22 protein-coding genes are annotated in these 22,311 nt (G+C 68.8%); 10 read left to right on the top strand and 12 right to left on the bottom strand.

Annotated elements, in window-relative coordinates; translation table 11 throughout:
* Positions 1-345: 345 nt before the first annotated feature.
* The 3 genes from IO39_RS02525 (at position 346) to IO39_RS02535 (ending at position 2,847) form a co-directional block, all read left to right on the top strand.
* Positions 346-963, top strand: coding sequence for a MarR family winged helix-turn-helix transcriptional regulator (locus IO39_RS02525; RefSeq protein WP_342671396.1), 618 nt, complete (start codon positions 346-348; stop codon positions 961-963).
* A 141-nt stretch (positions 964-1,104) separates the two neighbouring features.
* Entirely contained in the window at positions 1,105-2,310 is a 1,206-nt protein-coding gene (locus IO39_RS02530) for an alpha/beta hydrolase family protein (RefSeq protein WP_043615195.1), read from the top strand.
* A 165-nt stretch (positions 2,311-2,475) separates the two neighbouring features.
* Positions 2,476-2,847, top strand: a complete 372-nt coding sequence (locus IO39_RS02535) for a 5-carboxymethyl-2-hydroxymuconate Delta-isomerase (RefSeq protein ID WP_211266869.1) — start codon at positions 2,476-2,478, stop codon at positions 2,845-2,847.
* Positions 2,848-2,956: 109 nt separating this feature from the next.
* On the opposite strand, the gene IO39_RS02540 is transcribed toward IO39_RS02535, so the two are convergent.
* Positions 2,957-3,946: a helix-turn-helix transcriptional regulator gene (locus IO39_RS02540; RefSeq protein WP_043615197.1), complete on the bottom strand. Its 990-nt coding sequence runs from the start codon at positions 3,944-3,946 to the stop codon at positions 2,957-2,959.
* Positions 3,947-4,038: 92 nt separating this feature from the next.
* Between IO39_RS02540 and IO39_RS02545 the strand changes: the two genes are divergently transcribed.
* Positions 4,039-4,437 carry a VOC family protein gene (locus IO39_RS02545; RefSeq protein WP_043615199.1) on the top strand — a complete coding sequence of 133 codons (399 nt, stop codon included), beginning with the start codon at positions 4,039-4,041 and terminating at the stop codon, positions 4,435-4,437.
* A 265-nt stretch (positions 4,438-4,702) separates the two neighbouring features.
* Positions 4,703-5,554 carry a hypothetical protein gene (locus tag IO39_RS02550; RefSeq protein ID WP_043615203.1) on the top strand — a complete coding sequence of 284 codons (852 nt, stop codon included), beginning with the start codon at positions 4,703-4,705 and terminating at the stop codon, positions 5,552-5,554.
* A gap of 635 nt (positions 5,555-6,189) precedes the next feature.
* Here IO39_RS02550 and IO39_RS50165 read toward each other — a convergent pair.
* The 7 genes from IO39_RS50165 to IO39_RS50170 all read right to left on the bottom strand — a co-directional run bounded on the left by IO39_RS50165 (position 6,190) and on the right by IO39_RS50170 (position 13,880).
* Entirely contained in the window at positions 6,190-6,636 is a 447-nt protein-coding gene (locus tag IO39_RS50165) for a hypothetical protein (protein ID WP_052422359.1), read from the bottom strand.
* A 215-nt stretch (positions 6,637-6,851) separates the two neighbouring features.
* Complete coding sequence (locus tag IO39_RS02560; protein WP_245641776.1) at positions 6,852-7,517, bottom strand: vWA domain-containing protein; 666 nt, start codon at positions 7,515-7,517, stop codon at positions 6,852-6,854.
* 35 nt (positions 7,518-7,552) lie between these two features.
* The gene (locus IO39_RS02565; protein WP_043615207.1) at positions 7,553-8,515 is read right to left on the bottom strand and encodes a protein kinase domain-containing protein; all 963 of its coding nucleotides are present in this window, start codon (positions 8,513-8,515) and stop codon (positions 7,553-7,555) included.
* The gene (locus IO39_RS56600) at positions 8,512-8,946 is read right to left on the bottom strand and encodes a hypothetical protein (protein WP_211266870.1); all 435 of its coding nucleotides are present in this window, start codon (positions 8,944-8,946) and stop codon (positions 8,512-8,514) included. Before IO39_RS56600 ends, IO39_RS02565 begins: the two co-directional genes overlap by 4 nt.
* A 578-nt stretch (positions 8,947-9,524) precedes the next feature.
* Positions 9,525-10,472, bottom strand: coding sequence for a hypothetical protein (locus IO39_RS02575; RefSeq protein ID WP_043615209.1), 948 nt, complete (start codon positions 10,470-10,472; stop codon positions 9,525-9,527).
* A 1-nt stretch (position 10,473) separates the two neighbouring features.
* Complete coding sequence (locus IO39_RS02580) at positions 10,474-12,684, bottom strand: hypothetical protein (RefSeq protein ID WP_052422361.1); 2,211 nt, start codon at positions 12,682-12,684, stop codon at positions 10,474-10,476.
* Between the two features lie 14 nt (positions 12,685-12,698).
* Complete coding sequence (locus tag IO39_RS50170; RefSeq protein WP_052422362.1) at positions 12,699-13,880, bottom strand: AfsR/SARP family transcriptional regulator; 1,182 nt, start codon at positions 13,878-13,880, stop codon at positions 12,699-12,701.
* Between the two features lie 125 nt (positions 13,881-14,005).
* Between IO39_RS50170 and IO39_RS02590 the strand changes: the two genes are divergently transcribed.
* Positions 14,006-14,239, top strand: a complete 234-nt coding sequence (locus IO39_RS02590; RefSeq protein WP_043615211.1) for a DUF397 domain-containing protein — start codon at positions 14,006-14,008, stop codon at positions 14,237-14,239.
* Between the two features lie 111 nt (positions 14,240-14,350).
* On the opposite strand, the gene IO39_RS02595 is transcribed toward IO39_RS02590, so the two are convergent.
* The 4 genes from IO39_RS02595 to IO39_RS02600 all read right to left on the bottom strand — a co-directional run bounded on the left by IO39_RS02595 (position 14,351) and on the right by IO39_RS02600 (position 17,042).
* The gene (locus IO39_RS02595) at positions 14,351-15,229 is read right to left on the bottom strand and encodes a helix-turn-helix domain-containing protein (protein WP_043615213.1); all 879 of its coding nucleotides are present in this window, start codon (positions 15,227-15,229) and stop codon (positions 14,351-14,353) included.
* A 360-nt stretch (positions 15,230-15,589) separates the two neighbouring features.
* Complete coding sequence (locus IO39_RS54065; protein WP_157547828.1) at positions 15,590-15,754, bottom strand: hypothetical protein; 165 nt, start codon at positions 15,752-15,754, stop codon at positions 15,590-15,592.
* 66 nt (positions 15,755-15,820) lie between these two features.
* Positions 15,821-16,369: a PIN-like domain-containing protein gene (locus IO39_RS54070; RefSeq protein ID WP_157547830.1), complete on the bottom strand. Its 549-nt coding sequence runs from the start codon at positions 16,367-16,369 to the stop codon at positions 15,821-15,823.
* Positions 16,344-17,042 carry a DUF433 domain-containing protein gene (locus tag IO39_RS02600; RefSeq protein ID WP_169789011.1) on the bottom strand — a complete coding sequence of 233 codons (699 nt, stop codon included), beginning with the start codon at positions 17,040-17,042 and terminating at the stop codon, positions 16,344-16,346. Before IO39_RS02600 ends, IO39_RS54070 begins: the two co-directional genes overlap by 26 nt.
* Positions 17,043-17,581: 539 nt before the next feature.
* Between IO39_RS02600 and IO39_RS52185 the strand changes: the two genes are divergently transcribed.
* The 4 genes from IO39_RS52185 (at position 17,582) to IO39_RS02620 (ending at position 22,301) form a co-directional block, all read left to right on the top strand.
* Positions 17,582-18,493, top strand: coding sequence for a recombinase family protein (locus IO39_RS52185; protein WP_211266871.1), 912 nt, complete (start codon positions 17,582-17,584; stop codon positions 18,491-18,493).
* Positions 18,494-18,940: 447 nt separating this feature from the next.
* Entirely contained in the window at positions 18,941-19,828 is an 888-nt protein-coding gene (locus IO39_RS50180; protein ID WP_084772128.1) for a DUF2637 domain-containing protein, read from the top strand.
* Positions 19,828-20,127 carry a hypothetical protein gene (locus tag IO39_RS55865; protein WP_169789012.1) on the top strand — a complete coding sequence of 100 codons (300 nt, stop codon included), beginning with the start codon at positions 19,828-19,830 and terminating at the stop codon, positions 20,125-20,127. Before IO39_RS50180 ends, IO39_RS55865 begins: the two co-directional genes overlap by 1 nt.
* Complete coding sequence (locus IO39_RS02620) at positions 20,124-22,301, top strand: FtsK/SpoIIIE domain-containing protein (RefSeq protein WP_084772130.1); 2,178 nt, start codon at positions 20,124-20,126, stop codon at positions 22,299-22,301. Before IO39_RS55865 ends, IO39_RS02620 begins: the two co-directional genes overlap by 4 nt.
* Positions 22,302-22,311: the final 10 nt, after the last annotated feature.

The raw sequence follows: 22,311 nt of genomic DNA on the forward strand, positions 1-22,311 counted from the left end.
CTGTGGAACTGCGGTACCCGAGCGGCGAGACTCAGCCGGCAACGGGCGATCCTGATGGCGTCAACACTCCCTTCATCTTTCTCTTCCGGACCATCTGTCCAACTTGACCTCGGCAGCGCGTCTCCGCTCTGGGCCCTTTGCCACTGCGCCGGCCCTTCGCGCCAGACCTTCTGCCGTCAACCCATGACTTCGTCGTGCTCCGGGCAGTTCGTCGTGATGCCGGAAACCAACTTCCTGCTGCCCGGTGAATCCGTTCCTTGCGATGTCAATAATCATAATACCCGCACTCCCGAATGTCTACCCTCGCCACTACAGATTTTCCGCACCGCCCGTGACGGCTTTCCGGTGCGGGAGCTTCTGGACGGCGCCCCCGCCCCCGGCCCGGTGCCGACGGGGCTGCCGGACGAGTGCCGCTCGCCCCGCGCTTCACGCGCTCATCGGGTCCGCCACCGTCGCCGCGCGGGCCAGGAGTGCCGCTCGACGACGACGAGCAACGCACCTGGCGGGCGTACCTGTGGACCACCCGGCTCCCTGGGCGACGCCCTCGACCGGCAGCTTCAGCGCGACGCGGGCATGCCGTACACGTACTACATGATTCTTGCCACGCTCTCGGCGGTGCCTGAGCGGAGCATGACGATGACCGACCTGGCCACGCTGGTCTATTCCTCGCTCAGCCGCCTGTCACACGCGGTGGCGCGGCTGGAGGAACGCGGCTGGGTACGCCGCTCGCCCAACCCGGACAACCGGCGCATCACCATCGCCGTGCTCACCGACGAGGGCCAGGCCGCCCTGGACGCCGCCGCGCCCGCGCACGTGGAGGAGGTGCGCAGGCGCCTGTTCGACCCGCTCACCGGCGAGCAGGTCGCCCAGCTACGGGAGATCCTGAAAGCCCTGTGGAAAGAGCTCGACCCCGCCCCCGGCACGCCGGGCCCCTTTCCCGAGATCTTCGGCCCCGAGGCGTAGCCCGGTTGACACGGTGAGACCGTCCGGGGCGATCGCCTGAGCGCCGGCTCTGCCGGGCCCCCGACCCCTGACGAAGGTAAGGGCGCGGACTGGGCTTTCGGGCATGTCAGGCATGGTGCCGCCATTTCTACAGTGCTTCGCATGAGCAGCACTCGCCGTAACTCCGCGGCCCTCCTCCTCGCCACGACCCTGGCGCTGCCGGCCTCGGCGGCGGTGGCGGCCGCGGCGCCGTCGCCCGCCGCCGCCTCCGCCCCGGCCGCCTCCGACGTGCGTTTCGCGATCCCCCGCCCCACCGGACAGGACGAAGTCGGGCGTGACACCCTGCATCTCGTCGACGCCGGCCGCCGTGACCCCTGGGTGCCCTCGGCCGGGGCCCGCGAGCTGATGGTGTCGATGTACTACCCGGCGCGCGCCGGGGGGAGCGCGGCGCCGTACATGACGCTCGACGAGGCCCGGCTCCTCCTCAAGGGACAGCGGCTCGACTCCCTGTTCAAGGCCGAGCAGCTCGCCTCCGTCCGCACGAACGCCCGCCTTCGCGCCCGCCCCGCCGGCGGCCGGCACCCCCTCGTGGTGCTCTCCCCGGGCTTCACGCTCAACCGCGCCACCCTGACCACGCTCGCCGAGGAGCTCGCCTCCAAGGGGTACGTCGTCGCCCTCGTGGATCACGCCTACGAGTCGTTCGGGACGTCCTTCCCCGGCGGGCGCACCCTGACCTGCGTCGCGTGCGAGACGGTGGAGCGGGCCCCCTCCGACGAGGCGGAGAAGAAGCTGATGGCCAAGGCCGCGGTCAACCGGGCGGCCGACGTGTCCTTCGTCATCGACCGGCTGACCCGGCCCGCCCGCTCCGCCCCGGCCTGGAAGCACTGGAACCTGATCGACCCGCGCCGCATCGGCGCCGCCGGCCACTCGCTCGGCGGCAACGCGGCGGCGAGCGCCATGGCCGCCGACCGGCGCGTCCGGGCCGGGGTGAACATGGACGGCTCGTTCTTCGCCCCGGTCCCGGAATCGGGGCTCGGCAAGCGGCCGTTCCTCATGCTCGGCACCAAGGCCCAGCACTCGCCCGGCTCCGACGACACCACCTGGCAGCGCGACTGGCGGCGCCTGGACGGCTGGAAGCGCTGGCTGACCGTGGCCGGCTCCGGCCACTTCACCTTCATCGACCTGCCCGTCCTGGGCGCGCAGGCCGGGATCACCGACCCCTCCGCACCGCTGCCGGGCAAGCGTTCCAGGGAGATCACCACGTCGTACGTGGGCGCCTTCTTCGACCGGCACCTCCGCGGCGAGCACCGGCCCCTGCTGGACGGCCCCTCCACCGCCAACCCCGAGGTGACCTTCCAGAACCCCTGAGCCCGGTCAGGACGACGGCATGGAGGGTGACGGCTCCGCGTCCCACGTCACCGGCGCCCAGCGCGGACTCCTCACGGTCATCGAGAGTGCCGGCCCGGGTCAGACCCGCCAGGACAAGGCCCACGACGGGCCCCAGAGCGAGCGAACCCGGCAGGAAGCCCGACAATGAACGACATGCCGCAGATCACCGTTGAGTACTCACAATCCCTGGCAGAGGCGTTCGACCGGCGCGGATTCGCGCTGACGCTCCATCCCGCCGCGGCCGACCTGATCGGCAGCGCGCTGCCGGACTTCAAGACCCGCTTCCACCCGATCGGCGAAGCGGTCATCGGCGGCGCCGGCGCGACCGGCGAGGCGATGGTCCACGTGGACCTGGCGATCCTGCCCGGCCGCGACGCCGACACCAGGACCCGGCTCGGAGAGCTGACCCTCGCGCTGCTGTGCGACCACATCAAGCCGGGAACGGGTCTGAACATCCAGGCCACCGTCGAGGTCCGCGACATCGCCGGCTACCACAAACGCGTCCTGTCCCCGTAGCGGACCCTCGCCCTGGCCGGAGCGGAAGGCGATGGCACGGTCAGGACCGAGCCGCCGGGCGCGCGGCCGCTCGCGCGGAGACGCGCGCCGAGCGATCGGCTCCTGGTCGTCAGGCTTGGCGGGCCTGGGACGTGAGGCGGTCGGCCAGGGCGAGGACGAGGTCGCGCAGTTCGGCGGGGCGCTCGATGACGAACGGCCGGTCGAGTGCGGCGAGGGCCGGGGGCAGCCAGTCGAGCCGTTCCACCCGTAGCTCGACTCGCAGCCAGCGCTCGGTCGCCAGGTCCGCGCCCGCCGCGGGCTCGAGCTCCTCCAGGAGCGCGACGCCGGCGGGAAGGCGGGCGCGGACCTGCTCGACCGTCCCGTGGACCCGCAAGGTCACCGCATGCCGGTACTCAGCCGTGGCGAACCCCGACAGTACGCGCTGTGCCGGGTCGGGGCCCGCCGGCGCCTCGAACGAGCCGGGAAGGGTCCTCGCGTCCGCGATGCGATCGAGGCGGAAGGTCCGGTCCTCGCCGATCTGGAGGTCGGTGCCCGTGACGTACCAGCGGCCCGAATGAGCGACGATCCCGTACGGGTGCAGCGTGCGTTCGCTGCGCCGGCCGTCGCGATCGGTGTATCTGATCGAGACCGGCCGGCGGTGGCGCACCGCGTCAGCGAGGGTGAGCAGGACCCCGGAGTCCGGGGCGGCGAACTCGCCGGGCTGATCCGTGAACGTGAGAGATTCCAGGAGCGTGTCGAGCCGGCGGGCGACGTGCTTGGGCAGCACTCGCCGGATCTTGGCCGAGGCCGTCTCGCTCGCGGTGTGGCCCGCCGCCGTCAGCCCCGCCCGGCGGCCGGCGACCAGGCCGAGCAGCACGGCCAGCGCCTCGTCGTCGCTGAGCATGAGCGGAGGCAGACGGTATCCCGGGGCGAGCCGGTAGCCGCCGTAGCGGCCGCGCACCGACTCCACGGGCACGTCAAGGTCGATCAGATGATCCACGTACCGCCGCACGGTGCGTCCATCGACCCCGAGCCGGTCGGCGAGCTCGGCCACCGTACGGGTGCCGCCCGACTGCAGCAGCTCCAGAAGGGTCAGCACGCGGCCGGTGGGTCGAGGCATGGGTACAGGCTAACCTCGATACAGGACCGATTCTGTCCACTATTTCTCCTAGCCTGCGAGGTGCAGCGATTCCCTCGGGCAAGGAGAACACCATGGACTTCGTCTCGATCCGCATCATCACCGACGACGTCGCGCGCCTCGTCGGATTCTACGAGCGGGCCACGGGGGTGCGGGCGACGTGGGCGACCGAGGACTTCGCCGAACTCAGGACCCCCAACGCCACCCTCGCGATCGCCGGCACCCGCACCGTCCCGCTGTTCGCCCCCGGCTCTGCCCGCCCCGCGGACAACCACAGCGTGATCACCGAGTTCCGCGTCGACGACGTGGACCGCGTTCACCGGAACCTGACGGGCTTCGTCACCGACTTCGTCACCGAGCCCACCACGATGCCCTGGGGCAACCGGTCGCTGCTGTTCCGCGACCCCGACGGCAACCTCGTCAACTTCTTCACCCCCGCCACCCCGGCGGCCATCGAGAAGCTCGCACATTGACACCACGCAGCCGCCACGCAGCCGCCACGCAGCCGCCACGCAGCCGCCACGCAGCCGCTACGTGGGAGCCCTGAGATCCCAGGTCTCCCGATGGACCCCGGCCTGCCGCCGTAGACGGGGAACCTCGGATGATCCCGAAGCCGGGCTTCCCGGGATCCTCGGGGCCCTCCGTGACGATCGGCCTTCGGCGGCGTCCTTCCCGCTTGCCTTGACGTCGCGTCAATCTCCGAACATGGCGACCAGACGTCGCCCGGAGGAGAGTGATATGGCGAAGAACAAGCGCCTTGCAGCGTTCCTGCGCTGGCTGCCCTTCATCATCATCGTCGTGGAGCTGGTGCTGCTCTACACGGGAGTGATCAGCTTCGCCCAGGCGGCGATCCTCATCATCATCCTTGAGCTGTGCCTCATCGGAGTCGTCATCGGCGAGCTGGCGGCCCTGCGGATCGCCTTCCGCAGGGCGCGCAAGGGCGGGGCGACCAGGCCGCAGGCGCTCCTGGTCGCGATAGACGCCTGCCTTCCCCCGCCGCTGGCGTTCGTGGTCAAGCAGGAGCTGCAGGTCTTCCTGGTGCTGCCCGCACTGCTCCGCAGGGACCGCCACGACGAGGGGTTCACCCCCGTCTCGTGTTCGGGCATCACCCGGCGGATCTCGCTCGGCCTGCTCGCCCTCGCCGTGGCGGGAGTACTGCTCGCCCTGCTCATCGGCGACCCCGCCTGGCTCAGGTGGGTGCTGCTGGGGCTGTCGATCTACCTGGTGTTCTACGCGCTCGGCCTGTGGACGCTCTACACCACCTACCGGCACCTCGTCGGCATGGACCAGCTCCGGGTCAGGCACGGCGCGACGATCGACATCGCGTTGCCGCTCGAACGCCTCTCCGACGCGGCGCGCGAGGATCACATCGCCCGGGCAGGGCAGGTCGTCGAGGAGGAGGACGCGTTCGCCGTCAGCATGTTCGGCAGGACGAACGTGAGCGTGACGTTCGACGAGCCCGTACGCGTGGAGCCCTTCGGCCGCGAACCCGTCGAGGTGCGCCGGGTGTGGTTCTTCGCCGACGAGCCCGACGCGTGCGTCGCGCTGATCACGGGCGCGGCGACCCGGCTCGATCCCCGTACGCCGTGAGCCGGGGATCCCGGGTCATGGCTCGCCGGTCCGGCACAGCGCGGTGAGCGGCACGCACAGCCGGAACGCGCCGGCGCGGACCTCGGCGCGCCCGCCGGCCAGCGTGGCGATCTCGAATGCCAGGCGGGGCGTGTCTCACTCCCCGGAGCCGTGCGCGTCCTCCTCAGTGGCCAGGTGGAAGCCGCCGGGAAGCGGCGGGCGCGGACCGGGGGCCGGGGGCTGCTGCAAAAGGGCGTTATCTGTGGCTGGCGTCACTGGGTCTGACCTGGGGCTTTACCTTGGGGGTCACTCATCACCCTGGAGGGATCGCAACACAAACGCCGGGCCACTCATCACCCTCACCAGATCTCGGGAAGAGGCTCGGCAGCTACAAGTTGGTCTGTAGGAGGGCAAGCCGAAGCTGGCTGGCGCACCCAGGTGGGCCTGCTCGCGAAAGCCGCCCGCCTACTCCGCGAGCACTCCGCCTGACGATCTCGCAATCGCCCCACCTGCCGATACCGTGCGGGGCGTATGGGCTCGCCTTGAGCCCCGGCGCGGTCCGCCCGACGTAAACCGCGCCTTTAGGCACCGGCACCCGCCTGTGGTATCCGGTTGCCTTCTGTCCTCATCTGCCGCGATATCAGCCCCCGCCTCTCTCAGCGAAGGCGCGGGGATGTGGCGACGAGAAGCTCCCGTAGGATCTCGCGGCCGTCCACGCTTACCACCACCTCATCCCCTCGTATCTCATACAGGTAGGAGCCGTTGCGAGCCAACAAGCCAGCCGGGGTCTCCTGTGCGGGCATGAGCAACCCCGTATCGTCCTGGCCGATGTACTGGCCGTAGTAGTACAGCTTTCCGGTCGCGGTGCGGCAGATGACGACGTGCTTGTCGCCTGCGTCGTAGGCGGCCATCAGGTCGGCACCGCTATCCGGGATGAGCAGGGCGACCCGATCCGGGCAGGCGACGGCCTGGACGATCGGCGTCGTGATGCTGGGAGGGACAGATCGCGGTGCGCTCGCTGGCGCCTGCGCCTTGACGCCGGTGAGTAGCGCGAGCAGCAGGACGAGGATGCAGAGGAAGGCTACGGTGAGTACGACGATCATGCACCCGGCGAAGCTGCTGGTGGAGGACGAGCGGTAGGCAGACTGTGGTAGCGGGAGCGGCGGAGGCGTCACTGGTAAGGGCGGTGGGGCAAAGAACAGGGCCGGTGGGGGTTCCGTGGCGTTGTGGCGTATGGTGTCGCAGCACTGGCACGAGGTGTCGGCGGTCGCGTTCCACACGTCGCACAGTGAGCACCGCCAGGTCGTCGTCACACCGTTCACAGGCTGTTCGCTATCGTGTCGATGATCTCGTGCAACTCTAGGTCCGCAAGGCCCTGGCCGGCGACGGAGGGGAAGTGCAGGGTCATGTTCCACTCCTCGGTGATCTCGTTCCACGGGTAGGCGTCGGGTGCGAAGAGGACGAGCCGCTTGGCCGCGTTCTCCATGACCGCCGTCTGGCTCCTCGCGTACCCCCACTGCTCGAGCAGCCCGTCCAGATCGCCCGGGATGCCCTGCGGGTACGTGTGCGCGGTGACGGCCTCCGGTGCGTGCAGCGGGTGGGCGGGGGCGTCGGTGAACATCACGATGACGTGGCGCCGTCGATCCAGTCCGCGTTCCCAGTCGGCATTGATGGCTAGGGCGAGCGCCTCCAGCCCGGATTCCGGCACGTCGCCCCCACCCGACGCGAACAGTTCGCGGACGAACCGGTCGAAATCGGCCGCCCGCTCCGGGAACACCAGGAAGTCGGTTTCCTTGATCGCGTCCTCGGCGAAGTCGCCGAAGTCCCGGAATGCGATCACCTTGAGCCGCAGCTGGCTGATCTCCTTGCCCTTGCCGCTCATCACGAGGTTGAGCCGCTCGTGAAAGGTGAGGGCGCTCTTCTTGACCATGTCCAGCACCGGGGTCATGCTCTCGGTCACGTCGATGCAGAGCACGATGTCCACCGCATACCGTAGGTTGCCCCGATACTGGTCGCTTGTCATGGTTGTCTCTCCCTTGTTGGCCTGCTCATCCGCGTTCGTGATCCAGGCGACGTCAGGTAGGGGGCGCGCACCTCGCACACCGCAGGGTTCCGCAGCACCGCCAGAAATGTTCTCGTGTCTGGACGGACTTCCGGCGACCGCGCCGTCATGGCCGCGAGGAGCCCCCGCATCGGAGCACTCAGCCGCTCGTCGATGCGCAACTCGGCGCCCTCGTTGAGGGCGTCGGCGGGCGACGCGTACCGGTCACCGAATCCCGGCAGCGCGCCCGTCAGATAGTGGTGCGCGATCAGCCCGAGTGAGAAGACATCGGTCCGGGTCGTCAGCCACTCGGGCGGCACGTCCGCGTCGCCGTGCACATAACGACGCCACTCGGGAGCCCCGAACACCAGATCGCCCGCGATGTCCTCCCGGTCGGGCGGGCGGCCGGACACGTAGGCGTCGTCGAAGTCGATGAGCTTGGCGATGTGGTACGCGGCCGCCCTGCTCTGCCTGACCAGCACGTTGCCCGGCTTCAGGTCGCCGTGCACGACGCCGACGCCGTGCAGGAGCTCGACACTGAGCCCCAGCGTTCGCAGCAGCACAGCCTTCCGCAACGGGGTGAGTACGCGCGGCGGTGGAGTGCGTGCGGTGTGGATCCGCTCGGTGACCTTGTAGTACGTGGTGCCGTCGTGGAAAAAGTCGAGGGCGAGCACAAGGTTGCCGCCACCGACGGCGTCCGGCCGCAGAAGACCCATGATGGTCCGATGCCGTCGCTCGAACTCCTCGCACGCCTCCAGCCGCAGCCGCACGCTCCTGGCGCTCGCCGTGGAACCCTCCTTCGGGCGTTTGGGATCCAGGAACCGCTTGATGAAGTAGTCGCGCCCGCCCCGCTGCGCGAAGGCCCACATGCAGCGTCCACCGCCACTGTTGGTCGGCTCGCTGACGATGCGGTACCCCCTGATGACGTCGCCCACCCTCATAGCGGCTCCACCGGCGGGGGCATGAGCCGTTCGTAGTCCGGCCGGTACTCGTTCCAGGTACGCGTCCGCCACCGCCTGGCGGCCTCCTCCTCTGCCGGCCGGTCACAACCCCCGTAACGCGCCTCGACCTGTTCGGCCCGCTGGGCGAAGTCCGCCCGGAGCCGGTCGAACCCCGGGTACCCCAGGGCCACGAGGCTGAGCGAGGCGTCGTCACCCGTATAACCCAACACGTGCCGCACCAGGCGCTCGGCCCACTCGCGCGTGTCACACGACTCCTGCATGGCCCGCAGCAGGTGGCACTCGAAGTGCGCGGGCGTGGCCACGTACCCATGGAAGCCGTCGGTGGCGCAGAGGAGGACGCTCGGTAGCGGCAGGAGCAGCACCTGCGTGTCGATCGTGAACTCCTGGTCGGCGCAGATCACGTTCGTCATCGGCGGATCGCATATCAGTTGCTCTAGGCCGTCCGTTTCGTCGGTGTGATCCCTGGTCAACGCCTGCAGTCCCCAGCCAGGGCTTAGGGCGTAGGCCCGGGAGTCGCCGGCCCACAGGACGCGGCACTCCGCTTGGCCGCCGGTGAGCCTGTAGCGTACGGTGGCCATGGTCGTCGGGAGCCACCGGCGCATGCTGCTGACGATCTTGCTGGGACGCGGCGGTGGAACGGCCCTTAGTACCTCCACGAGCCTCGTACGCAAAGACTCCGGGGCGTGTCCGCCCCGGAACCACGACGCGACGCCGAGTCTGGCCAGCCGGGCGCCTACCCAGGCCCCGCTCCGCGTCGTACCGTCGCTCAGCTCGCACGCCGCCGTCGAGCCCGAACCGCCCAGCCCGTCGAACACGCCGAGGATCCCCTCAGCCGTTGATACGCGGTGCGCGAACAGCGGCTCGGCGTCCTCACCGCCTCCGCGTGAGCGCTCCGTCCACACCCCTAGCGCCAGAAGGTCGTCGCCGTCATACCGCCAGACCGTCCCTTCGCCTGGAGCTCCGAGCAGACCTTCGATCAGCACGGCTGTCATTCGTCCGCGTCCTCGACCCGCATCCGCGGCAGCCCCCGGACTCGACTGGCGGCCCGGTTGGGAACCCGCTCCGCGTTGCCCGCGAGGGAGCCGCGCAGGCGGCTGGAGCGGATCCCGCCGAACGGCGCGGAGGAGTCGCCAGTGATCCGGTCCCGCAACGCCCGCTCGGCCTGCAAGAACTCCCACGACTCGCGTTCCTCGCTGTGAGAGCCCTCCATCATCTTGTTCCACGCGGCGAGCAGCTCACCGCGCTCCTCCCGCTCAGCGCCCGCGATGATGTCGTACGCGGCCCGTGGGCCCTCCCGCTCCATGATCTCGGCGATCAGCCCTTCCGCGCCCTCCTTGCGGAGCATGCGCAAATGGCGCTCCCTGCGCATCTCGATGAGGCGGGTCTCGCGCTCGATCTCCCGGTACCTGCGCCCGCTTGCCAGCACCTCGTCGTTGTCCACGACCAGCTCGACGGTGATGTTGCGCAGTCGGATCGCGGCGTCGCCGGTGAAGTTGCGAACTGATCTGCTCAGCTCGTCCTCGGCCTGATGTAGCTCGCCGATGTCGTAGTTGCGCGAGATCTGGCGGAGCATGCGCTGCAGCGGCAGGCGCAGGGCGGCGCTGACATCCACGATGCCGCGCACCACGATCTCGGCGGCGTCCCCGACCTGGCAGTTCAGCCGGACCAGACTCGGGAAGCCGAAGGCCGGATCCTGACTGAGCAGCGGCATCTCCAGGACGAGCCGGTGCTCGGTGGTGTCCACCAGGTAGGCGTGCCTATAGGTGCCATACCAGGCGTCAGGGATGGACTCGCCGTTCCTGATCGTCAGCAGGTCGCCCTTGCGCGGCGCCAGCACCAGCGCCGATCCCGGCTCGGGCGGCCGCAGGGGCATGCGCGGCAGGACCAGAGGCAGGCTCGTGCTCTTCGCGATCGGGTTGTAGGTGTACTCCTCCATGTCAGGACCTTCCGTTGCCGTATGAATGGACGTGTGAGGGGCGGGTGAGGTCGGCGAGTACGCGGGCGGTGGGATGGTCCGGGCGGCCTGTCGCACGGGTCCATGCGCCGAGGTGATGGCGGAGCCGCTCACGGTGCCGCTCCGAGCGGTCGGCCACGGCGAGCACGAGGCGGCGCGCGTTGCGGTAGGCCTGGTTGTCGCGATCCGCGTGCTCGTCGAGGTAGTCGCGCAGCGTTTCGAGTGCCTGGTCCTGGGCGGGCTTGCGATCCAGGGCCCGGGCCCAGAGCTCGGTCAGCTCGGGCCGGTGCCGCTCGGCTCCGGCCAGCAACAGCGGAACGCCGGACGTGCCCGCGCTCTCGGCAGGACGGGCAGCGAGGAAGACGAAGGCGGACAACGCCTTCGCCACGAACTCGGCGGACGTTCGTGGTTGCGACCAGGCCAGCAGTCCCGCTAACACCTCACCGGTGCACCCGCCCTCGACCAGGCGGAACAGCGCGCTGCCGACCGGCAGGAGCGTGCCCCAATCGTCCTCGCGGTCCAGCAGCACGCGCAGCGCCTCGACCGCGCGTTCCGGCTGCGCCACGCCCAGGCTGCCGCCGAGCGTCGCCGCCGCAGTCACGCCGCGCCGACGCTGCTCGGCCGTGTCCGCCTCCGCGACCCACGTCTCCAGCAGCAACCACACGGCCTCGGTGAGGTGGGGATGCCCGCCCGCTACGTCGAGCGCCGTCGCCGCGCTCTGCCGCACCACGAGCGACGGGTTCTCGGCCCACGACATGAGGTAGCGGTGCAGGGCGTGCGAGTAGTCGCTCCAGGCGATGATGCCGGCGGCCACGGACACCCGCGCTCGCACATCGATGTCGGCATGCGTGACGAGTTGACGCATCCACCGGACCAGTGCCGAACGCTGTCCGTCCAAGTAAGTCCAGGCGAAGCCGAGCACCGCCTGCCGTACCAGCGGATTGTCGTACCGCACGCGCGGCGCCACGTCGCCGGGCGTCTCGCCGGAGCCGGGCAGGAGCCGTACCCAGGGGTGCTCCGTCGCGATGTGCTCACGGAAGCGCAGGTCGAAAGGCGCTTCCACGGGCAGCACCAGTCGCTCGTAGAGCGCTGCGGCGGCGTCCGACACCGTGAGGTAGGTGGCGCCGTCCAGCACCGCCGCTGCCAGTGCGAAGCTCACGGTCTCCGATGTCCGGTGCCGTGTGAACCACTCGTGGACGCGCCCGGTTGGGTTCCGCAGCTCCTGGACGCACGCCGCCAGGTCTGCGCCCTCGCGGATCGCGTCGCCCAGGCGCAGGGCCGTGCGAGGGCGGTGGTCCTCGCGCAGAAGCTCATGCGCCCCCGCCTCATCGAGTCGGCGGCGCAGCTCCGCCGACTCCTCGGGCGCGGGGCCGCGGCCGAGGACCCGCCGCTCGATGAGCCGTATCGCGTCCAGCTGGCCGAGGTCGGTCAGCACCTGGGCGGTACCACCTCCGGCCTGTACCAGCGCACCCCTGGGCGGCCCGGTCACCAGCACCAGGTAGCTCTTGTTCTCGTGCAGGGAGACGGTCATGTCCTCGATCCACTGCTCGTCGATCAGGGACGGGTCCAGCCCCGTCGCCACGCCGTCATGGACGAGGTAACCGCTGTCGGCCTCCGACTTCCATTGCCCGTCGCTCAGCTTCGAAGCGTCGTACACCTCGAAACAGGCGCCGCCCTGATGGTCCCGCAGCACTCTGGCCAGCAGATTTAAGCTCGTGGCCCTCCTGCCGCCGGGCGGCAGAGCCAGGATCAGCAGCCGGTGCTCGGCGAGGATTCGCAGTGCCTTGTCGAAACGCGGCACCGGTACGTAACCCTCTGTCCAGCGGGCCAGCCGCGGCGGCCGGATCGTCGTCTTCGCCGGCCGCGCGCGCCGCTCCTCGCCGCCGATGTTGAAGCCGCCACCGAAGTCAACCTTGTCGTTGAACAGGGCCACCGTGCCGATGCGCATGCCGCGCGAGTCGTCGGTGAGCTGCTCCATGAAGCTTGCCGCGATGGAGGCCAGCCGCGCGGCCTCCGCCCGCTCCGCCTCGTCCTCACCCTTGCCCCGCAGGGCCTGCAGCGCGTCTTGCTCGCTGAGCGGACCGCCATCGTTCTTGTCGTCGTCCTTGTCCTGCTCGGTCTGTGGGGGCGGCTCCGCACCCGCCGCCTCCGGGCTCTCCTTCTTGACGGACGGCTCGTCGGTCTGCTGGCTCATCCAGTCACCCGTTCCTATGAGATGTTGAAGTCGCCCGAGACGTGCACGGGTGCGTTGTAGACGCTGGCGTTCTTGATCTGGTCGGCGGAGATCGACGACCCGCCGGCCTTCGCCCGCGATGCTTGCTCCACCAGCAGGCGGGCGGCCTTCAGGAAGGTCTGATCCCGGTCGAGGTAGGCCTCCAGTACACGTCCGAGCGCCGCGACGGCCACCGTGTCGGCAGGGTCGGCCTCGACCTGCGCGAGCGTGCGTTGCGCGGCCTCGTCGTCGGCGAAATGAACGCGGACCAGCTGCAGCATCTCGACGGGCTGGCTCGTCCAGGACTCCCCTCTGACGGCCTCGGCGACAAGGCGAACGGCGTCTTTTCCGATTTCGGCTGATGAGCGCATGGTGGCTCCAGGACGATTAACTTCGTAGGAATGAGCGGGTGGGGCGAGAGCAGGGTCCTGGCGCAGGATCCGCTGCTGCAATTCCTGGACGGGAGCGCCGGGATCGTTTCCGAACTCGTCCCGTAGGGTGCGGCGGAGGTTGTCGTATGCGGCGAGCGCGTCGGAGGAGCGGCCCGCCCGGTGCAGTGCCAGCATCAGCAGCCGCGTCACGTCCTCGTCCCGCTGCCATGCCGCGGCGAGGTCCTGGAGGTCGGGTACGAGCTGCATGTGCCGCCCGAGCCGTAGCTCGGCATCCAGACATTGGAGGAGTGCTGCCCGATGCTCTTCCTGCAGCCGAACCCGAGCGCCGACCGCTCCTGGGCCGGGCAGCCCCCTGAGCGGCTCCCCGGGCAGCAGCCCACCGCCCCACTGCCGCAGGGCCTTGCGCAGCAGGTGCGCGGCCTGCGTGTCGTCCGTACCCAGCAGCGACCGTGCTTCCGCGACGAGGTCGCGGAAGCGGTGGACGTCCACTTGCTCTCTGCCGACTTTCGCCACATAACCGATCTCGTCAGGCGGTAGTAGCGACCGTCCCAGCCTCTGACGCAGGCCGCTGGCGTAGTGCGAGATGACGTGGCGGGCGGTTTTGATCGGGTCGTCGCCCCAGATCTTGTCGATGAGTTGCTCGATGGTGACTGGCCTGCCTTCGGCTAGCAGCAGCAGGGCGAGCATCAGGCGCTGCTGTCGATCCCCTAGTTGAACGGGCTGATCCCCTTCGTGCGCCTGCATGCCATTCAGCAGGTGAAACTGCATGGCCATTTCCTCCACCATTAGAGAATTCCTATGACGGGCCTATGGCCGGCCTCCAATCACTCGCTCACCCGACCTCGAACGCGCCATCCGATTCTTTATCCAGCGGGACACACCAGAGCCTCCCGAAAGCAAAGGAGAAAGAAATGAACGAGGCCAAGGAAAACGACTTCCTGGGTGCCGGATGGCGCAAGGCTACCTTCAGCGACCTTGGCGGCGGTTGCGTCGAAGTGGCGCTCGACCGTAATTGGGTTGCCGTACGTGACTCCAAGGACCCGAGCGGGCCAGTGCTCCGCTTCAGCGCCGCGGAGTGGAACGCCTTCCTCTCCGGCGTGGACGCCGGAGAATTCGACCTGCCTGATTCCAGGTCCACCTACTAGAAAGGCTGCTTCTAGGAGAGGTGCCGCGGCCCGCGGACCGCGGCACCTCTCCCAGGTCTCGGGGCGGGCCCTATCAGGCGCGCTCCAAGTCTGGTCAGACGTCTATGGTGATCATCGCTCCATGGAACGAATGTCGGTGCTCAGCCGGGCGAGAAACTCCCGAGCCGCGTCGCCGTAAAGAGCCATCTCGCCGAGCAGCGACCATTGCCGCCGATACGTCGCCACGTCCTCGGCGTTGCGCACGATCAACCTCATATGCGAGACCTCTATTTCCACAAAACTGTCTCCCGTACCGCTGTCGCTTTCGTAGAGCGTGAATCCGTGCGGGGGGCACACAACCGATTCCGCGTCTTGGGGGATCACCCCGACCATGACGTTCTCCAGCGTGCTCAGCGTCGCGACGCGGTCGAGTTGAGCCAGCAGCCGAACTCGTCCCGGCCGGCAACGTAGCGCCGCCTCCGTGACGATGAACTCGAACCTCCTGCTCTCGTCGTACAGCGCGAGCTGACGCTGCAGCCGCGCCGCGACGACCATGGGCAGGTCCCCCTCCGAGTAGGGCGGGTCAAAGAGCGAGAAGACCCGGCGGGCGTACTCGGCGGTCTGCAGCAGCCCAGGAACGATCGTTGGCTGGAAGACCCGGAGCAGTTGCGCCTGGTCCTCCTGCTCGCGGATGTCGTCCTGGAGGTGCGTCTGCCGCTGAAGGGCCGTGCGCCAGGTGTGCATCTCGGTGAACGCGGCCTCCGTCAGATCGGTGAGTAGTTCCCGGGCCTGAGTCGGTGCCTCCACCGCATCGCTCCAGGCCCTGACCTCGGGCAGCGAGGGGATCACGCTGCCGGACTCGATCCGGGAGACCTTGGACTGGCTGATCCCGATGCGGTGGGCAAGATCTCGCCCCGACATGCCGGCGAGGTCGCGCAGGCGCCGGAGCTCCGTCGCCAGCTGCTGCCGCCTGGTGTGGTGGTTCCTCGCTTCAGCCGCGAGGTCGTCCATGTGTCCCCGATCCGGTGGAACCAGTTCATCTGATACGTTTTCTGAGTCGTTTTGATTCATTTCTATTCGTCACAATGCTGCACTCAACCACGGCTGGTCGTGCGGGTCAAGGCTCCCATAACGCCTTGGTATAGATCTGCGTAGGAGCTTCCTGTAGAAGGGGCGATTAATTGGGATACACGGCTTTCTGCTATTGGTGAGGCTAGTAGGGCCTATTAGGGCTTATGCGGCTTGTTGGTTGGAATGGGGCTTGTCGTTCGCGGCCCTGATCGCGTTGAAGCCGACCGCGCACTACCGTCACGCGGAGGAGAGCGGCCGCATTGCTCAGGTCCATCACGACAGGACCGAAGCGATTCTGGATCACCAGGCTGATGCAGCTCGATGGCTATGGGCGGTGGCAGCATCATCGATGCCGCAGTGCTCGAAGACGTCAGGGAGGAACCAACGCCGGACGTCGGCGCGTTTGCTCTCGCGCAGTCGCTGCGGGATGACCGCCCCAAACTGCATGAAGTCGCCGAACAGCACGGCCGCCGTCTGCGGCGGGCGACAGTGAGCAGCGCCTCGGGCAAGGTGGCGGCGCCGACTCGTCGATCAGGACCACATCATAGGAGCCCGCGAAAACCCGCTTGTTGGTACGGAAGCGAGCAGGCGTCGTCGCGCCAGCCGGGCTGCCGTGTCGTTCCTGGTCGCGATGGGAAGCGGGGCTGGATTGCGAGCGCGGGTATCAGCGATGTGCGGGGTATAGGCGCTCCAGTCGATCGGTGTGGACGGCGTATATGAAGGGGCCAGGAGTGTTGGAAGTGGCGAAGACGGCCTTCTGGTTGGTGTGAAGCGTTCGGCGTAGGCGGCGGAGGTGAGATCGCCGCGAGTGATGACGAAGCAGCGGGCCTGATGCTCGATAACCGCGGCGATCTCGGCTTGCCGGTAGCGGATGCGTTTGTCCTTCATGAGGACGGCCCAGCCGAACTTGGCGCTGTCTTCGATCCAGCGGGTGTCTTCGACGGTCTCGTCTTGGGGGACGCCGTAGTGTTCGGCCAGGGTGACCAGGTTCCATCCGGCTTCGCGCAACAGTTTGGGTACGGCGACCCGGCCGAGGCTGCGGTCGACGAAGAACTTACGCGGCTGTTCGGGTGGCGACACGCAGGACGTCCTCGATCTCGTCGCGGCTGAGCCCGTACTCCTCTGCTACGACGTCGACGGGCTCTCCGGCCCGGAACAAGTCGATCGCGTCCTCGATCTTGGCACCTCCGCGGGCGAATCGGGGCCGGCCGAAGGCATGGCGGGCATCTATCGTGATCTCGGCGACACGGTACTGCGGGAGAGTGATCACTTCGGCGTATCCGTCGTGGGCGAAGTCCACCCGGCGCAGGTAGTTCTGCACGATCTCGGTGAAGACTCGTTGGTTGTTGCGGACGACGACGAGTTCCCGGGCGGAGTCGTCGCCGACGTGTTCGGCGTAGTCGTAGAGGACTTCGGCACCGTCGGTGAAGAGCCGGCGGCTGGCCAGGGCGTGTTCCAGACCGAGCTCCCGTTGCAGCGCGTCGATCGCCGGTCGGATGCGCTGCAACGGCACGCCTGCGTGCCTGAACGCGGCGAGGGCGTAGCCCTCGGCCAGACCGATGAACGGCACGGACGCTTCGTTGGGCCGTTCTGCTCTGGTGGCGGTGATGACCGGCTTGGCGTGCACCGCACGGCTGCCGTGCTGGCGGCGGTAGCCGAAGGCCCAGTTGGTGAAGGTCGAGGCGGGGATCGCGAGATAGCCGGCCGCTTCGGCGATGCCGTACAACGGCGTGGTGAACCGGTCGATGGCCACGAACACCTCCTGGGTCACGTCGTTGGGGCCACTTCATGATGCCTCATGGGGTGGCGTCATAGGTGGCGCATTTCTGCGTCATCTAGGTATGTCCTCTTTGTTCGATGACTGGGTTCAGCAGAAGGCCATCAGTTCGCGACCGCTTCGTCATTGTCAGAAGGACGGGCCGTTGCGGGTTCGCTCTGTATGCGCGGACCTCCACGAAAGATTTCCAGGATCCTGTCTCCTCCTGCGGTTGGCAGCGCGAGGCAGCGCAGGCCTTGTTCGAAGGCCGGGGCGTGATCGTGGCTGAGTTCGTCGATATCGGATACTCACGGAGGGTGCCGTGGAACGAGTGACCAAAGTCCGCCGCGCTGCTCACGGCTCTGGCCGATCCAGGCCGCGGCTGGGACACGATCGTAATCGGCGAGTACGAAAGAGCGTTCGCGGGCAACCAGCTCACCCAGCTTCTGCCTCGCCTCCAATCCTACGGCGTCCCGCTGTGGATGCCGGTGACCGGTGGGCCGGTAGATCCCGAAAGCCCAGTGCATCAGGCGCTGATGCTGTTGCTCGGCGGGCAATCACAACGAGAGGTGCTGCGGGCCCGCTACCGCGTGCTGGCCGCGATGCGGAACCAGGTTGCCGATCAGGGACGCTTTCTTGGTGGCCGCCCGCCCTACGGCTACCGCTTGGTCGACGCGGGGCCACATCCGAATCGGGCACACGCCCTCTGGGGACGCCGTCTGCACCGGCTTGACGCTGATCCAGTCACCGCCCCGCACGTACGGTGGATGTTCGCGCAGCGGCTTGCGGGTATAGGCGTCGCGGGAATCGCGCGGCTACTCAACGAACGAGGCGTACCATGCCCCTCGAAGATGTATCGCGAGCGCAACCCGCATCGGTCGGGACAGGCTTGGACGCTACGGACGGTCGCGGCGATCCTCGGCAACCCGCGCTACACCGGCCGCCAGGTTTGGAACCGGTCCAGCACCGATCCCGCCATACGCGGCTGGAACTTTCCGCAAGAGTGGGCGATCTCGACGAAGCGGAGCCATCCGGCGCTGGTCAGTGACGACGGCTTCGTAGCTGCGCGGGCGATCCGGGCTACTCGTTTCACCCAGGACGGCAGTCGGCGGGTTTATCTGCTCGCGGGACTCCTGAGGTGCGGGCTATGCGGACGTCGACTGGACTCGCACTGGGTGATCGGACGTCCCGGATACCGGTGCCGGCACGGCCACACCAGCGCCAGACCTCGCGAGGCGTCCGGCCTGAAGTTTCTGTATCTACGTGAGGACCGGCTGCTGGCAGAGCTCTCAGCGCAACTTGACTACGGAGGACGGGATGGGTCGGCGGAGATCATTGCTGCCTTCCGGGCCGAGGGCCTGGTCATCGTCTGCCACGCAACAGTCCGTATCGTCACTAAGCTCAACACAGAAGAGCTCGCCCTGCAGGGCGAGCTCTTCATGGGGTAATCCTGTGTCCGAGGGGGGACTTGAACTCCCAGGATCATGGGGCCACTGGGGTACATGCGCGGGCATCCGCACCCATCTTGAGCTGCCCGTACGCCGTTATCTGATCTCCTCGGGGGCATCCGGGAACATCTGGGAACACGCGCGGCGGTATCAGTCGAAGTATCACGCATGGGATCGGACGCGGGCACCTCCAGGCGCAGGTTGCACCCGCCAAGTCGCGACGAGAGCAAGGGACAAGACGCCTCAGCGTCACGGCTGCCCGAGGTCTCTCACGCATCCATCCGCAGGCGTGTCCGTGAAGGCCGAGGAACTGCCTCAGTCGCATGTCTCACAAGATGACCCCGCTGGCCCGTCAACCCAGCGGAAGTTAGGCGGCCGGGGGCCGGTGACTCTAACACCGGGCCCCGGCCTGTGACCCAGCCACCTGACCAAACCAGGAGCCAGGCCATGAGCCATCACCCTTCCACACCCACGATCATCGGGGAAGCGATTCCGGCCGACACGGTTCGGCCGAAGCGCATCCGGCGCTTCCTCGTCAGCCTTTTCCTGCACCGCCGTGGACCTGCCGTGCCGATCGCTGAGCGGTCCGCCGACGCTGGCGCAGGCCGCCTCGGAGATCGGGTCATTCTCGGCTTCGCGGTGGCTGTGCTGCTCGCCGTTGCCGGCGCGGCGGCGTACGTCTCGTACCACCACTTCTACGGCCTGGCTATCGCGCTGGGGGAGCGGCACGACATGGCCATCCTGTACCCGGCGATGTCCGACGGCGTGATCGTCATGGCGTCGCTGGTGATGGTCTACTGCTCGCGCCGTCGCATCCGCGTGCCGGTCCTGGCCTGGGTCGCGCTCGCCCTGGGAGGCTCGGTCACCCTGGCAGCGAACGTGGCGCACGGCTGGTCCGGCGGACTCGGGTCGCGCCTGGTCAGCGCCCTGGCACCGCTGGCGTTCGCGGGTGCGTACGAACTGCTGATGTGGATCGTCCGCAACACCCGCCGGCCGTCAGTCGAGAACCCGGCCAAGGAGCACGTGTGCCAGCCGATCGAGACCGTTGTCGAGGTGGAGCGCGAGGTGCCGGTCCTGCCCACCGACCGGTACGAGGCGGCGCGGCTGGCCTACCTCGACAGCCTCAGCGAGGGCAAGCAGCGCATCGGCCGCCGCCCTCTCATGAACCGGTGGGGGCTGGAGCAGCGCGAGGCCGAGGACATCATCGCCGAGGTGGACAAGGAGCGGGCGCAGGCTGCCGAAGCCAAGGCAGCCGAGGCACCCGGCTCCGAAGCTGCTCCAGCATCGCTGAGCGGCGTGCAGCCGACCGGCACGAGCCAGGCGGAGGCGGCGTGATGACGAGCTTCCTGATTCCCGCCATGGGCGTGTTCGTGTTCCTGCTGTGCGCCACCCGGGAGGCGGACGCGGACGCCCGAAGTGCCGGGCAGATGTGGGTGGCCATGCGGCGCGCCGGATGGGCCCGTACGGCCTTCACAGTAGCGCGCGTCGCGGTGGTGGTCGTGCTCCTCGTTCTGGCCGAGGTCTGCCGTCTGGTCGGGCACGCGGTCGCTGGGACGCGGGTCGTCGTCGAGGCGCTCGCCGTGCACGCCGAGATCCTCGGCTCGCTGGTCACCTGGACGGAGGTGCGGGCATGACTGCCACGGAGGAGATGCGCGAGGGCATGGTGATCGCTCTCCAGGCCGAGGACGAGGACGTGCGCGTCGCCGTCGAGTCCACGACGGAGCAGGCTGGCCAGGAGGCCGGGGAGGAGGGCGACGGCGTCCTTGAGGGGACCGTGGTTCTCGTCGATCAGGCGCACCGGCCGGAACCGACGGACCTGCTCGCCGAGCTGGCCGCGCGCCGCCGGGAGCGGCAGCCGCTGGTGCCGCTGTGGCTGCGGTCGCGGGCGGATGCCTTGCAGGTGTTGAAGTGGCAGGCCGAGCACACCGGCTACGTGCTGGCCTACCACGCGCTGCGCACCCCGAAGTACGCCGCCAAGCTCACGGGCCGCTCCCCGGCCGGCGCCTGGCGGCTGCTGGTGGCGCTGGTGCGGTGGCTGTTCGACCTGGAAGGCCGCCCGGTGCGGCGTGCGGCGGCCACCAAGGAGGAAGCGGCGGAGTACTTGGCCCTGTCGCGGCAGCGTGACGACCGGGTCAAGGCGCGCCTGTGGACGCTCCTTGTCGGCGCGATCACGGCGGTCCTGGTCGGTATCTTCGTCGCCGTGGCCGCGCCGACCTGGGTGCAGTGGGCGATCCTCGGCGTGCTCATCGCCGGGGCTGGCGTTCTCGGGACGCCCGCCGATCAGCCGCTGCTGGACCGGGCGGTCGTCCCCAACCGGGTGCGCAAGCTGACCAGTGACCAGGTGCTGGACGCGCTCGGCTCGCTCGGCATCTCGGCCATCAACCAGGCGCTCGGCAAGAACGGGCGCGGCATCACCTTCCCCGCCCCGATCATGCGCGACGGGCCGGGCTGGCGGGCCGAGGTCGATCTCCCGCTCGGCGTGACGGTGGCGGAGGTGCTGGAGAAGCGAGACAAGCTCGCCTCCGGCCTGCGCCGCGCCCTCGGGTGCGTGTGGCCCGAGCCGGTCTCGGAGGAGCACCCCGGCCGGCTGGTGCTGTGGGTGGGCGATCAGGAGATGCGTAAGGCTCGGCAGCCGGCCTGGCCGTTGGTCACGTCGGGGCAGGTCAGCCTGTTCGAGCCGGTCCCGTACGGCAACGACCAGCGCGGCCGGCCGATCTCGATCCTGCTCATGTTCGCCAACGTGCTCATCGGGTCCATGCCTCGGTACGGCAAGACGTTCGCGCTGCGGGTGCTGCTGCTGGCCTGCGCGCTGGACCCGCTGGCCGAGCTGCGGCTGTTCGAGCTGAAGGGCACCGGCGACCTGTCGGCGCTGGAGAAGGTGGCCCACCACTACGCCAAGGGCGCCACCGACTCCGCCAAGGCCGCCTGCGTCGCCTCACTCGCCGAGGTCTACGCCGAGCTGGACCGCCGCGCCGAGGTCATCGACGCCCTGCCCCGTCACCAGGCGCCCGAGTTCAAGGTCACGCCCGAGCTGGCCGCCCGGCGCGACCTGGGCCTGCATCCGATGGTGGTCGCGATCGACGAGTGCCAGGAGCTGTTCGCCGACGATGAGTACGGCGAGGAGGCCGCCAAGTACGCCACCGCCATCATCAAGCGCGGCCCCGCCCTCGGGATCATCCTCATCCTGGCCACCCAGCGGCCGGACAAGGACAGCCTGCCCAAGGCCATCTCGGCGAACGCGGGCATCCGGATCTGCCTGCGGGTGATGGGCTGGCAGGAGAACGACATGATCCTCGGCACCGGCATGCACCAGGCCGGGGTCAAGGCCACCATGTTCACCCTCAACGACAAGGGCATCTCCTGGGCCGTCGGCATCGCCGAGGATCCGGTGATTGTCCGGTCGGCCTACCTGGACGGCCCCACCTCCGAGCTGATCGCCGAGCGCGCCCTCCACCTCCGCCAGACGACCGGGACGCTGTCCGGGCAGGCGATCGGCCAGGAAGGGCCGCAGCGGGTCTCTTATGACCTGCTGGCCGACATCCTGACCGTGACCACGGCCAAGGAGGACAAGGTCTGGAACAGCACTGTCGTGGACCGGCTGGCCGACTTCCGGCCGGACGCCTACGGCCAGTGGGCGAACCTGGAGGACGACGCCAAGACCGCCGCACTGACCGCCCGCCTCAAGGAGTACGGCGTCAAGACCGAGGACACGTGGGGCCGCGACGCCGCCGGTAAGGGCCGCAACCGCAAGGGCTTCAACCGGTCCGACATCGCCGACGCGTACGGCAGGCGGAAGGCCCAGCCCTAGCGCCCGGATC

The organism is Nonomuraea candida (genome assembly GCF_000725485.1).
Lineage (GTDB): Bacteria > Actinomycetota > Actinomycetes > Streptosporangiales > Streptosporangiaceae > Nonomuraea > Nonomuraea candida.